We start from the raw sequence: 12970 nt of genomic DNA on the forward strand, positions 1-12970 counted from the left end.
CGGTCGTGGCGGCTAGATGATGCGCACCAGGATCTCGGAGTGTCCGGCGCGGATCACGTCGCCGTCGGCGAGCTGCCAATCCTGCACGGGCGCACCGTTGACGGTGGTCCCGTTGGTGGAGCCGAGGTCGGAGAGCATGGCGACCTGGCCGTCCCAGCGGATCTCGATGTGCCGACGCGAGACGCCGGTGTCGGGCAGCCGGAACTGCGCCTCCTGGCCGCGGCCGATGACGTTGCGACCCTCCCTGAGCTGGAAGTTGCGGCCGCTGCCGTCCTCGAGCTGCAGGGTCGCGGTCAGGGTGCGGTTGGGGTCGAAGCCGCCGTACTCGGGCTGGTAGGGCTGGGCGTAGGCCTGCTGCTGGCCGTACGCGGGGTAGTCCTGCTGCCCGTACGGGTTTGCCGGGTAGTCGCTGGGCGGGTACGGGTTTGCCGGGTAGTCGGCCGGCGGGTACGGGTTCGCCGCGTAGTCCGCCTGCTGGTAGTCGGCGGGCGGGTAGGGATTGGCCGCGTAGTCGGCCTGGGAGTAGTCCGCCTGCTGGTAGTCGGCCTGCGGGTAGTCGTAGCCCTGCGCCTGGGACTGCGCCGGCGGGTACGCGGGGGACGGCTGCTGGGTTCCGGCGCCGCCGCCGGTCGGGTACTCGCTGCCGTTGCGGTTCCCGTTGTGGGCGTATCCGTTGCGCGGACCGGCCGGGTCGAACCCGGTCTGCGAGGCGGCACCCGGATAGCTCGGGTAGGCGCTTCCGTTCTGCGCGTATCCGTTCACCGGATAGTCCTGCTGGTACCCGGACCGACCCTCGCCGCGGTCGTCCGCGGGCTCACGATTGGGGTCGAAGCCTGAGTTCTGCGTCATGTAGCCAGCTCCTGGGTTCAAGGGTGCGGAGGGTCGTGCCTGCGCGGGCGGTAACGGTACTGCCTGCCCCCGGTCGGGGTGGGATGTTGTGCCCACATCGGGGTTCACCGCTCCGCTGGTCCGGAACTGACCGGTGTGCAGCGAGGGTGAGGACTCGAACCGAACGCTGATCGGTCCGTAGGTCTGCCACCCCTGGTCGCGGATGAAGCCCTCAAGGTGTCGGGCGAAGGCCTTCACTGTCAAGTCTCGGTCCGCGGCCAGTTCCTCGTGGTCGGACTCGTTGATGGTGATGACGTAGGAGTTCGGGGCCAGCAGGTGCCCGCCGTCGAGGTGTTCCAGCCGGTCGGCGGCCTCGCGTTGCAGCGCGGCCTCCACTTCCTGGGGGACGACTCCACCGCCGAAGACCCGGGCGAACCCGTCGCCGACGGCGCCCTGGAGCTTGCGTTCGAATCGCTGGACGATCCCCATGGTGCCTCCTCTCCCACGTTCTCCGCGTGTCGCGGCCTCGGGGCCGCCTTTGCATGATATCTACCTTTCTCCCGGGGCGGTGGCCTCCCGGTCCTTCATCGCAGGTGAGGGGGGCGAATCGTGATTCCGTGGCAGGTCGTGTTAGTGTTTCCAGCGTCGCTCGGGCGAGTGGCGGAATGGCAGACGCGCTGGCTTCAGGTGCCAGTGTCCTTCGGGACGTGGGGGTTCAAGTCCCCCTTCGCCCACCACCAGCAGTTCCACGAACTGCAATCAACGAGGTCTCGAACTCGACAAGAGTTCGGGACCTCGTTTTGTCGGGCCGGTCAGGGTCCGAAATTGAGTCGGACTCACACGACGACAGTGTTCTGACGTCTCCAGATGAGCCAACGGTCCGCTCGACGAACGAAGATGTACAGCGCATTCATCTCGGGCGGGTTTCCGTCCTCGGCATCCTTCCGCGTCGACCACGCGTTCTTACGCGCCGCGATGGTGTCTGGGGAGAGGAGCGCCGCGTCCGTCAGTTCGTAGTAGGCGGTGGCATCACTCAGGAAGCCCGCCGCGAGGCCTTCCTCCGTCGCCTTCTCGATGGCGGAGCGTCCTGCGAGCACCGCGCCGCGGGCATTGACGACTACGGCGTCCTCGGCGAGATGTGCGTTCATCAGCTTCGCGTCGTTGTTGTTGAAGCCCTCCTGCACATCGTTGATGATTGCCCGGATTGCGTTGAGTTCGTTGGTATTCGGGAGGTCGATCGTCGTTGTGAGGGTCATGGGCGAAAGCCTAAAACCTCAAGTGAAGTTCAGGTCAAGCATCGGATCCCGGCGTGCGTGGCGGCGGGTGCGGTGCGACGGCCCGCGGCGTGGCGCCCACCACGGTGGCCGGTGCCCATCCGACCCGGACGGCGCTCCTCCGATGACCTGAGAGGGTGCCCCCGCTCGCACGCGGCGTCACACACCGCGGTCGGTAACGATCCGCTGCGCCTCCGGCCAAGGTGACACCCGGAGTGCCTGCTGTCGTAGATACTGCACCGGTGAGGCTGACCAAACGAATGTGCGTTTCCGCCATTTCGATGGTGATGCTCGCTGTCGCAGGATTGCTGGTCGCGGCCCCGGGGAGCAGCGGCGCCGCACCGCCCGCGTGGCGATACACGATGGTGGCGTTCAGCAACGCCAGCGACCGCGACATGGACGTGTACGAGTCGGGGGACGCCACTGACTTCCATCCCCTCCGACTGTCGGCGTATCGGCCCCCGTCGGGGGTGGTGCGTGACCCGAGCATCTTCCGAAACACAGACGGGTTGTACTACGTCACCTACACGACGAGTGACGGCGCGAACATCGGCTTCGCGCGCAGCAGTGACCGCGTCAACTGGACGTTCCTGGGGAACTGGCCGGTCCCGTTCTGCTGTGCCTTCCAGCCGGGCACGGGGGACGGCACGGGTTCCGCGAGCCCGCCGGGCTTCTCGGGGTCGGCCGGCTTCAGCGACGGACCGTCACTGTCGCCGTTCACCACCAAAGCCTGGGCGCCCGAATGGTTCGTCGACGGCGACCGCGTCAACGTCATCCTGTCGATGTCGACCGGTGGCGGATTCGTGCCGTACCTGATGACGGCGTTGGAGCCGTCGCTCAGGTTGTGGAGCCCGCCTGTTCCGCTCGCCGGGATCGGCGCGGACCACATCGACACCACCGTGGTCAAGGTGGGATCGACCTATCACGCGTTCACCAAGAACGAGACGAAGAAGGTCGTCGAGCATGCGGTCGCGTCGTCGGTGACGGGACCCTATTCATTCGTCCCGGCCGGCGATTGGGGCTCGCTGCGGGAGGGCCCAGAGCTGGTTCAGTTGCCGAACGGCGCCTGGCGGATTTATCTCGACGCCTACACCGAAGGAAAGTACCTCTATTCCGACAGCACGGATGGGCTCAGCACCTGGTCGCCCGTGCAAGAGCTTCCCGGCCTTTCCGGGACGGTGCGCCATGTCGGCGTGATGAGAGAGCCTGCATAACGACCCCGCCGGCCGCGGTCGGCGTGCCCGAGCGCTCGCTGCAGTCGGTCCGATCTGAGTGTGGGGCGGAACCCGGATCGGGTTCCGCCCCACATTCGCATCACATTCAGTTGTCGCGATCGGTGTCTAGATCGTGCCGTTCTCGATGTCGCGTTTCATGGCCTGCTGGTTCTCGATGTGAGAGGACACTCCGTTCTTCACGGTGTAGTCGATCAGCAGCGCCGGCGCCGAGAACGTCAGCTGTTCGGTGACGGTGGTCGCGCCGCCGCTCTCGGCGAAGGTGACCTTCTGGTGCGTGATCACGCCGGGCGCGTCCCAGGTGTCGGTGCTGTACCAGTGATCGGCGGCGTACACCCGCTGCTGTCCGACGGTGCGCCCCGGGATCGACGCCGAGCCCGCCGGGATGTCCTCGAGCGCGATGAACTCCCAGACGTCGGCGCCGCCCTCGGTGTACTTGCGGCGGTCGAGCACGCCGCGCAGGAACGGGTGCCGTCCGAGGCTGTTGTAGAGGTTCGAGTACGCCGGGAACACCCGATCGATGGGTGCGTTGATGGTGATCGGCAGGGTGACGTTCACGGTAGCCAGTGCCGGGCCTGCCACGCTTTTCTCGAACTTGTAGGCCGCCCATGACGCTTCCCACTCCACGTCCAGTGTGGATGAGGAACTCGAACCAGGTTCGGCCCCGGCAACTCCCACACCCCCCAGCGTGATTCCGGTCGCCAGCACGCAGGCTGTGAGTACCTTGGGTACCGAGCTCCGGGCTCGCCGGCCGGCGAGCTGCTCAGGACGTTCGACCATTCGTGTTTCCTCACCCGTCGAGACCGTTGCCGCGCTTCGGCAACCGCGCGAATGATACGCCGCCCGCGTTTCGCTCGACCGGGTATGGGATCAGTTCCAGCCGAACGCATTTCGAACTCTCCGGTGGCTGGTTTGTCCGGACCGAATCGGGACAAACGTCGAGAATCCGACGGCCGCCCACGGCGTCGGCAGGCGCCGCTGTGCGGTGAGCGGGTCGGGTGGCCCTGTGTGACGCAGCGGCATCCGGTTCGCGGTGACCGCGGTGTGGTCTCGCATGGGTTAACGTGCGCGCATGGACGTAAGGGCGCACATCCTTGCCGAACGCGCTGAACTGGTCGAACTCTTGCGCACATTGAGCCCCGACCAATGGTCGGTGCAGTCCCTGTGCGGACGGTGGTCGGTACGTGACGTCGCCACGCACCTGTCGATGGACTCCGTCTCCATGCCCCGTTATCTCCTTGCGGCAGTGCGGAATCTGTCGGCCGACCGGGTTAACGAGCGGTACGTCGCCACCCACCGCGACGGATCGACCGACGACCTCGTCGATCAGCTCGCGTCGTCGGCGACCGCGAGCTGGTTCGCGCGGTACGCGCCGCGCCTGACCCTTGCCGACCATGTCGTGCACCAGCAGGACATCCGGCGACCCCTGGGGCTGTCGCGACGTGTCGATCCCGAACGGCTGCGTCTCGTCCTCGATCGGCCCGACCCGTTCGCCCGTCCGCGCAGCTACACCCGAGGACTCCGGTTCGTCGCGTCCGACCTCGAGTGGGACCACGGAACCGGGCCCGAGGTCCGTGGACCGGCCGAGGCGTTGGCGCTGGCGATGGTCGGTCGGGTGACGGCGGTCGACGAATTGGAAGGCAGCGGGGTCGACATCCTCCGGGCACGGATGGCGCCCCAGGCGGATTCGGGCTCCGGCGGGTAAGCCGGGTCCGCTGAGATGCCCGCGGATTCGGGCTACTCTCGGTCCGTCACGCGGACGAGGCGGGGAGGCCTGAACATGGGTGGACGACGTGTGGGTGTGCTCGCGGTGCTGGCAATCGGCCTGGCGGTGAGCACGGGCGCAGCCGCGCAGGCGGCGCCGTCCACGGGGTCGGTCGACCCGGTCGTGGTACCCGCCGGTGATGTGGTGGCTCCGCGGATCGACTGCCGTCCCACCGATTCGCATCCACGCCCGGTGATCGTGCTGCCCGGCGGCGACGGCACCACGAGCCAGACCGCCGACCAGTGGGCCACCGTGACGTCGGCGCTCCGTGAATCCGGTGCCTGCACCCTGGTGTTCCAGGGCGGCGTCGTCGACGGCAAGCGGTGGGCCGGGAACGTCCGGGACTCGGCGACCCAGCTCGCGGCGTTCGTCACGGCGGTGGAGGACGCCACCGGGGCGGCCACCGTCGACCTCGTCGCGCACTCGGCCGGCACCGTCGTCTCGAATTACTACCTGAAGGTGCTCGGCGGCGCGCCGAACGTGACCCACGCCGTGTTCCTGGCGCCGGAGGGGCGGGGCTTCGACGGCGCCGGCTTCCTCGCCGCGTACGGCATTCGCAACTTGCCGGTCACCCCGGTGCAGGTCTTGCAGGCGATGCCGTTCCTCCCGCCCCTGCTCGGCCACCTCTCACCGGACCTGGCGTCCGCGCTCCAGTTCGCGCCCGGCTCGCAGGCGTACCAGGACGTGTTCGGTACCGGGCCGGTGACCCAACCCGGGGTCTCCTACTCGGTCCTGGCCACCGCGCACGACGAGCTCGCCACCCCCGCGCCCGCGTGCTCGTTCATCGCCGAACCGGGCGTGACGAACACCCTGTACGAGGACGCCTTTCCGGACGCGCCCGCCGTCGACCACTCGAGCCTGCGCTCGAGCCCGCAGACGGCCGGCTGGATCCTCGATCGGCTCGCACGCTGAGTGACGCTCCCCACACTCTCGTGAAGTCACGATCCGGTCACGCTATGGTTACGTCAACACTGACCGCAGCTGACACGATTCGCTGCGGTCAGTAGTCATTTCTGGGCAAGTTTTGCGGCCCCGGTGTCCGCACCGAGCGCGGCGTCGCGCACCTTCGCTGCCGGGCCGAGGCCGTCGATGTCCGGTCGAATTCCTGCCTCTGATTCCGTGACCGGCGCGTTCGCCCCTCCCGGGCGCACACATCGCGACGAGCCGGACTGTGAGGTTGCTCGCGCGTCACCTGCACCGCCCGCTGGTGTCGACCATCTACTGCCGGAAGGTGTCGTTAAGACCGATTAGCCACGCGGACAAGGTGATTCGGCGGTCAGTGCAGGAATTCGCGGGCCCGGACCACCCTCGACGGCTATCGTGGGGGCCTGCTGGACAACTCGCCTCCGCCGAGGTCAGGAGCCGAAAGAGGCTACCCTAAGTTGGCGCAACAGTGGGGTCCTGAATTATCGTTTTCGGAACATGCTGGACACACAACCGTCCAGATAGTCAGTCAGCGACGTCGGCGGAGACGGGAACACATCCCGATCACCGTCCGCCGCCGCCGCTGACGAGGCGCGCCGACCCGACGCTGTGTCGGCGCTTGTATTGCCACGTGATGGCCATCAGCGTTGCTGGTCGTCTGTGCATCTGACGCACACGAAGGCTAGGTATGAAGCAACTTCCAGGCCACCGGTCTCCCGGACCCCAGGGCCTCTACGACCCCGCGAACGAGCACGACGCCTGTGGTGTCGCGTTCGTCGTCGACATGCACGGTCGGCGTAGCCGCGACATCGTCGACAAGGCGATCACGGCGCTGGTGAACCTCGAGCACCGCGGTGCCGCCGGATCCGAGCCGAACACCGGCGACGGCGCCGGCATCCTGCTCCAGGTTCCGGACTCGTTCTTCCGCGCGGTGGTCGACTTCGAGCTGCCCGCAGAGGGCGCCTACGCGACCGGCATCGCGTTCCTCCCGCAGGCCCACGACGACCTCGACGAGGCCGTTGCGGCGGTCGAGAAGATCGTCGTGGAGGAGGGCCTGCAGGTCCTCGGCTGGCGCGAGGTCCCCACCGACGACTCCTCGCTCGGCGCCCTCGCGCGCGACGCGATGCCGACCTTCCGCCAGCTCTTCGTGGCCGGGGCGAGCGAAGCGACGGGGGATGTCGCTGGGGCGAACGCGTCGGTGACCGGTATGGACCTCGAGCGGCGTGCCTTCGTGATCCGCAAGCGGGTCGAGCACGAGCTCGGCAACGAGGGCGCCGGCCAGGACGCCCCCGGCCGCGAGTCGGTGTACTTCCCGAGCCTGTCCGGGCAGACCTTCGTCTACAAGGGCATGCTCACCACCCCGCAGCTCAAGGGCTTCTACCTGGACCTGCAGGACGATCGCATGGAGAGTGCGCTCGGCCTGGTGCACTCGCGCTTCTCCACCAACACCTTCCCGTCGTGGCCGCTGGCGCACCCGTTCCGCCGCGTCGCGCACAACGGCGAGATCAACACCGTCACCGGCAACGAGAACTGGATGCGTGCCCGCGAGGCGCTCATCTCGTCCGACGTGTTCGGTGAGGGCGCGCTCGACAAGATCTTCCCGGTCTGCACCCCGGGTGCCAGCGACACGGCGCGCTTCGACGAGGTGCTCGAGATGCTGCACCTCGGCGGCCGCAGCCTGCAGCACGCCGTGCTGATGATGATCCCGGAGGCCTGGGAGCGGCACGAGTCGATGGACCCGGCCCGCCGGGCGTTCTACGAGTACCACTCCACCCTGATGGAGCCCTGGGACGGCCCGGCGTCGGTGTGCTTCACCGACGGCACCGTGGTCGGCGCCGTGCTCGACCGCAACGGCCTGCGCCCGAGCCGCATCTGGGTCACCGACGACGGGCTGGTCGTCATGGCCTCCGAGGTCGGCGTCCTCGACATCGACCCCGCCAAGGTGGTCAGCAAGACCCGCCTGCAGCCGGGCCGGATGTTCCTGGTCGACACCGCGCAGGGCCGCATCGTCAGCGACGACGAGGTCAAGTCCCAGCTCGCGGCCGAGCACCCGTACCAGGAGTGGCTCGACGCCGGCCTGGTGCAGATGGCCGACCTGCCGGCCCGCGAGGTCGTGCACATGAACCACGAGCGCGTGCTGATCCGTCAGCAGGTCTTCGGGTACACCAACGAGGAGCTCAACGTCCTCGTCACGCCGATGGCCAAGACCGGGGCCGAGGCCCTCGGTTCGATGGGCACCGACACCCCGATCGCGGTCCTCTCGGCCCGCCCGCGACTGCTGTTCGACTACTTCTCGCAGCTGTTCGCACAGGTGACGAACCCGCCGCTGGACGCCATCCGCGAGGAGGTCGTCACCAGCCTCGGCGGCAGCCTGGGACCGGAGGGCGACCTGCTCAACCCGGGTCCGGCGTCCTGTCGACTGCTGGCGCTGCCGCAGCCGATCCTGCACAACGACGACCTCGCGAAGCTGGTTCACGTCAACGACGACGGTGAGTTCCCCGGCTTCCGCTCGGTGGTCATCCCCGGCCTGTACCGGGTCGCGGACGGCGGCGAGGGCCTGCGCAAGGCGCTCGACGACATCCGCTTCCAGGTCTCCGAGGCGATCGCCGGCGGCGCGCGCATCATCGTGCTCACCGACCGCAACTCCAACGAGACCTTCGCGCCGATCCCGTCGCTGCTGCTGACCTCGGCGGTGCACCACCACCTGGTCCGCGAGCGCTCGCGCACCAAGGTCGGCCTGGTCGTGGAGGCCGGTGACGCCCGCGAGGTGCACCACATGGCCACCCTGGTCGGATTCGGTGCGGCTGCGATCAACCCGTACATGGCCTTCGAGACGATCGAGGACATGATCGAGGGCGGCGAGCTCACCGGCATCGCCTTCGACGACGCGGTCAAGAACTACATCAAGGCGGCAGGCAAGGGCGTGCTCAAGGTGATGTCCAAGATGGGCATCTCCACGCTCGCCTCCTACACCGGCGCGCAGCTGTTCCAGGTCATCGGCCTGTCGCAGGAGCTCGTCGACGAGTACTTCACCGGCCTGAACTCCAGCCTCGGCGGCATCGGCCTGGACGAGATCGCGGCGGACATCGCGGTCCGGCACGCGTCGGCGTACCTGCCCCGCAAGGAGGAGCGCGCGCACCGCGAGCTCGAGGTCGGCGGCGAGTACCAGTGGCGTCGCGAGGGCGAGTACCACCTGTTCAACCCGGACACGGTGTTCAAGCTCCAGCACGCGACCCGCACCGGCCAGTACTCGATCTTCAAGGAGTACACCAAGCTCGTCGACGACCAGTCGGAGCGGCTGGCGTCGCTGCGCGGCCTGTTCGAGTTCAAGAAGGGTGTCCGCGAGCCGGTCTCGATCGACGAGGTCGAGCCGGCGTCGGAGATCGTCAAGCGGTTCTCCACCGGTGCCATGAGCTACGGCTCGATCTCGGCCGAGGCGCACGAGACCCTCGCCATCGCGATGAATCGCCTTGGCGCGCGGTCGAACTCGGGTGAGGGCGGCGAGCACCCGTCCCGCTTCGAGGTGGAGCCGAACGGCGACTGGCGACGGTCCGCGATCAAGCAGGTCGCGTCGGGACGCTTCGGCGTCACCTCGCACTACCTGTCCAACTGCACCGACATCCAGATCAAGATGGCGCAGGGAGCCAAGCCCGGTGAAGGTGGCCAGCTGCCGCCGCACAAGGTGTACCCCTGGGTCGCCGAGGTGCGCGGGTCCACCCCGGGCGTCGGCCTCATCTCGCCGCCGCCGCACCACGACATCTACTCGATCGAGGATCTCGCACAGCTGATCCACGACCTGAAGAACGCGAACCCGCAGGCCCGCATCCACGTGAAGCTGGTCTCCGAGATCGGTGTCGGCACCGTCGCCGCGGGCGTCTCCAAGGCGCACGCCGACGTGGTGCTCATCTCCGGTCACGACGGTGGCACCGGCGCCACCCCGCTGACCTCGGTCAAGCACGCGGGCGCACCGTGGGAGCTCGGCCTGGCCGAGACCCAGCAGACGTTGCTGCTCAACGGTCTTCGCGACCGCATCGTGGTCCAGGTCGACGGCCAGCTCAAGACCGGCCGCGACGTGGTCATCGCCGCGCTGCTCGGCGGCGAGGAGTTCGGTTTCGCGACCGCACCCCTGGTCGTGTCCGGCTGCATCATGATGCGGGTGTGCCACCTGGACACCTGCCCCGTCGGTGTGGCGACCCAGAACCCGGTGCTGCGCAAGCGTTTCGCGGGCAAGCCCGAGTTCGTGGAGAACTTCTTCATGTTCATCGCCGAGGAGGTGCGTGAGCTCCTCGCCGAGCTCGGATTCCGCACCCTCACCGAGGCGGTCGGACAGGTCGGCGCGCTGGACACCACCAAGGCGCTCGACCACTGGAAGGCCTCCAAGCTCGACCTGTCGCCGATCCTGGCGCAGACCGAGTCCGCGTTCATGGACCAGGACCTGTACTGCACGGGAAGCCAGGACCACGCGCTGGAGAAGGCACTCGACCAGCAGCTGATCGCACAGAGTCGTGCGGCCGTCGACACCGGCGTGCCGGTGAAGTTCGAGTCGAAGATCACCAACGTCAACCGGACGGTCGGCACCATGCTCGGCCACGAGGTGACCAAGGTGCACGGCGGTGCGGGCCTGCCCGAGAACACCATCGACATCACGTTCACGGGCTCGGCGGGCAACAGCTTCGGCGCGTTCGTGCCGAGCGGCATGACGCTGCGGCTGCAGGGCGACGCCAACGACTTCGTCGGCAAGGGCCTGTCCGGCGGTCGGCTGATCGTGCGGCCGTCGCTGCAGGCGCCCGCGGGATTCGTCGCCGAGGACAACATCATCGCCGGCAACGTCATCCTGTTCGGTGCCACCGGCGGCGAGGCCCTCATCCGCGGCGTCGCGGGTGAGCGGTTCGCGGTCCGGAACTCCGGTGCCACGGCGGTCGTCGAGGGCGTGGGCGACCACGCCTGCGAGTACATGACCGGTGGCCGGGTGGTGATCCTGGGCAAGACGGGACGCAACTTCGGTGCCGGCATGTCCGGCGGTGTCGCGTTCGTCTACAACGCCGACAAGTCCTTCGAGGCGAACCTCAACACCGAACTGGTGGATCTCGAGGATCTCGAGCACGAGGACTTCGCCTGGCTCAAGGGTGCCGTCGAACGGCACCGGGACGAGACCGGATCCGAGGTTGCCGCGCGCATCCTCGCGGACTGGTCTCAGCAGGTCAATCACTTCGCGAAGGTGATGCCGCGCGACTACAAGAAGGTGCTCGTGGCGATCGACACCGCGAAGAAGAACGGAACTGACGTGGACGAGGCAATCATGGAGGCAGCTCGTGGGTGACCCGACAGGCTTCCTCAAGCACACCTCGCGTGAGCTGCCGGTCCGCCGGCCTGTGCCGCTGCGGCTGATGGACTGGAAGGAGGTGTACGAGGACTTCGACTCGAAGACCCTCCGCACCCAGGCCAGCCGATGCATGGACTGCGGTGTCCCGTTCTGCCACAACGGTTGTCCCCTCGGGAACCTGATTCCCGAGTGGAACGACCTGATCCACAAGGATCGCTGGCGCGAGGGCATCGACAGGCTGCACGCGACGAACAACTTCCCGGAGTTCACCGGGCGGCTGTGCCCCGCGCCGTGTGAGGCCTCCTGCGTCCTGGGCATCAACCAGGACCCGGTCACCATCAAGCAGGTCGAGGTCGAGATCATCGACCGCGCTTTCGACGAGGGCTGGGTCAAGCCGGTCCGCACGTCGAGCCTGACCGGCATGAAGATCGCGATCGTCGGCTCCGGCCCGGCGGGCCTGGCAGCTGCGCAGCAGCTGACGCGGGCCGGCCACACGGTGACGGTGTTCGAGCGGGCGGACCGCATCGGCGGCCTGCTGCGCTACGGCATCCCTGAGTTCAAGATGGAGAAGCGCCACATCGACCGGCGCCTCGTGCAGATGGAGTCCGAGGGCACCGTCTTCCGCACCGGCGTCAACGTGGGCGTCGACATCTCGGTCGAGCAGCTGCGCGCCGACTTCGACGCGGTGGTGCTGGCCGGCGGTGCGACCGAGGCCCGCGACCTGCCGATCCCGGGTCGCGAGCTCGACGGCATCCATCAGGCGATGGAGTTCCTGCCGATCGCGAACCGCGTGCAGCAGGGCGATCTCGACGCCCCGACCATCACGGCCGAGGGCAAGAAGGTCGTCATCATCGGCGGCGGCGACACCGGTGCGGACTGCCTCGGTACCTCGCTGCGCCAGGGTGCGGAGATCGTGCACCAGTTCGAGATCATGCCGCGTCCGCCGGAGGCTCGCGCGGACTCCACCCCGTGGCCGACCTACCCGCTCATGTACCGGGTGTCCTCGGCGCACGAGGAGGGCGGCGAGCGGGTCTTCTCGGTCAACACCGAGGAGTTCGTCGGCGAGAACGGCAAGGTCACCGCGCTCAAGGCGCACGAGGTCGAGATGAAGGCGGGCCGTTTCGAGAAGGTCGAGGGCTCCGAGTTCGAGCTCGAGGCGGACCTGGTCCTGCTCGCGATGGGCTTCGTGGGTCCGGAGAAGCCGGGTCTGCTCACCGACCTGGGCGTCGACCTCACCGACCGCGGCAACGTCGCCCGGTCGAGCGAGTGGGCGACCAACGTCCCCGGCGTGTTCGTCGCCGGCGACATGGGCCGCGGTCAGTCGCTCATCGTGTGGGCCATCGCGGAGGGTCGCTCCTGCGCGGCCGCCGTGGACGCCTACCTCGAGGGTGGCACCACCGCGCTGCCGTCGCCGATCGTCCCGACCGCCGCTCCCCAGCGGTAAGTCACCCGCCGGTCAGCGTCGCCCGGCACCAGTTACCGCAACCCGCCGTCCCGGATCCTTCCGGGGCGGCGGGTTGTGTTTTGCGCCCTGTGACCTTCCAGTGTCCTTCGTTTGGATGAACGTTGACCGGAAATGGACGAATGTCCAGAAAACTCCTCGCAATCTTTTCGTGATGATTAC

General features: G+C 67.9%; 8 protein-coding genes and 1 tRNA gene. 6 read left to right on the plus strand and 3 right to left on the minus strand.

Going from position 1 to position 12970, the window contains the following annotated elements:
- Nucleotides 1-12 precede the first annotated feature (12 nt).
- Nucleotides 13-1317: an FHA domain-containing protein gene (locus FK531_RS01075; RefSeq protein WP_142094807.1), complete on the minus strand. Its 1305-nt coding sequence runs from the start codon at nt 1315-1317 to the stop codon at nt 13-15.
- A gap of 162 nt (nt 1318-1479) precedes the next feature.
- On the opposite strand from FK531_RS01075, the gene FK531_RS01080 reads away from it, so the two are divergent.
- Nucleotides 1480-1565, plus strand: a tRNA-Leu gene (locus tag FK531_RS01080).
- A 99-nt stretch (nt 1566-1664) separates the two neighbouring features.
- Here the strand turns inward: FK531_RS01080 and FK531_RS01085 are convergent.
- Complete coding sequence (locus FK531_RS01085) at nt 1665-2084, minus strand: YybH family protein (protein WP_142094808.1); 420 nt, start codon at nt 2082-2084, stop codon at nt 1665-1667.
- Between the two features lie 299 nt (nt 2085-2383).
- Here FK531_RS01085 and FK531_RS01090 point away from each other — a divergent pair, with 299 nt between their 5' ends.
- Nucleotides 2384-3316 (plus strand): glycoside hydrolase family protein, encoded by a 933-nt coding sequence (locus FK531_RS01090; RefSeq protein WP_142095297.1) that lies wholly within the window; start codon nt 2384-2386, stop codon nt 3314-3316.
- A 126-nt stretch (nt 3317-3442) separates the two neighbouring features.
- On the opposite strand, the gene FK531_RS01095 is transcribed toward FK531_RS01090, so the two are convergent.
- The gene (locus FK531_RS01095; protein WP_246097750.1) at nt 3443-3916 is read right to left on the minus strand and encodes a hypothetical protein; all 474 of its coding nucleotides are present in this window, start codon (nt 3914-3916) and stop codon (nt 3443-3445) included.
- 490 nt (nt 3917-4406) lie between these two features.
- On the opposite strand from FK531_RS01095, the gene FK531_RS01100 reads away from it, so the two are divergent.
- The 4 genes from FK531_RS01100 (at nt 4407) to FK531_RS01115 (ending at nt 12790) form a co-directional block, all read left to right on the plus strand.
- The gene (locus tag FK531_RS01100; RefSeq protein WP_246097752.1) at nt 4407-5039 is read left to right on the plus strand and encodes a maleylpyruvate isomerase family mycothiol-dependent enzyme; all 633 of its coding nucleotides are present in this window, start codon (nt 4407-4409) and stop codon (nt 5037-5039) included.
- Between the two features lie 75 nt (nt 5040-5114).
- On the plus strand, nt 5115-6011 hold the full coding sequence (locus tag FK531_RS01105) for an esterase/lipase family protein (protein ID WP_181762768.1): 897 nt from the start codon (nt 5115-5117) through the stop codon (nt 6009-6011).
- 700 nt (nt 6012-6711) lie between these two features.
- Nucleotides 6712-11343, plus strand: coding sequence for a glutamate synthase large subunit (gene gltB, locus FK531_RS01110; protein ID WP_142094811.1), 4632 nt, complete (start codon nt 6712-6714; stop codon nt 11341-11343).
- On the plus strand, nt 11336-12790 hold the full coding sequence (locus FK531_RS01115) for a glutamate synthase subunit beta (RefSeq protein ID WP_142094812.1): 1455 nt from the start codon (nt 11336-11338) through the stop codon (nt 12788-12790). Before gltB ends, FK531_RS01115 begins: the two co-directional genes overlap by 8 nt.
- Nucleotides 12791-12970 lie beyond the last annotated feature (180 nt).

The sequence above is a fragment of the Rhodococcus spelaei genome (assembly GCF_006704125.1).
In the GTDB taxonomy this organism is placed as follows: Bacteria; Actinomycetota; Actinomycetes; order Mycobacteriales; family Mycobacteriaceae; genus Rhodococcus_G; species Rhodococcus_G spelaei.

What these genes read in the sequence shown, in the direction of transcription:
- FK531_RS01075 (WP_142094807.1), bottom strand. Translation starts at nt 1,317, where the DNA reads ATGGGGATCGTCCAGCGATTCGAACGCAAGCTCCAGGGCGCCGTCGGC.
- FK531_RS01085 (WP_142094808.1), bottom strand. Translation starts at nt 2,084, where the DNA reads ATGACCCTCACAACGACGATCGACCTCCCGAATACCAACGAACTCAAC.
- FK531_RS01090 (WP_142095297.1), top strand. Translation starts at nt 2,384, where the DNA reads ATGGTGATGCTCGCTGTCGCAGGATTGCTGGTCGCGGCCCCGGGGAGC.
- FK531_RS01100 (WP_246097752.1), top strand. Translation starts at nt 4,407, where the DNA reads ATGGACGTAAGGGCGCACATCCTTGCCGAACGCGCTGAACTGGTCGAA.
- FK531_RS01105 (WP_181762768.1), top strand. Translation starts at nt 5,115, where the DNA reads ATGGGTGGACGACGTGTGGGTGTGCTCGCGGTGCTGGCAATCGGCCTG.
- gltB (WP_142094811.1), top strand. Translation starts at nt 6,712, where the DNA reads ATGAAGCAACTTCCAGGCCACCGGTCTCCCGGACCCCAGGGCCTCTAC.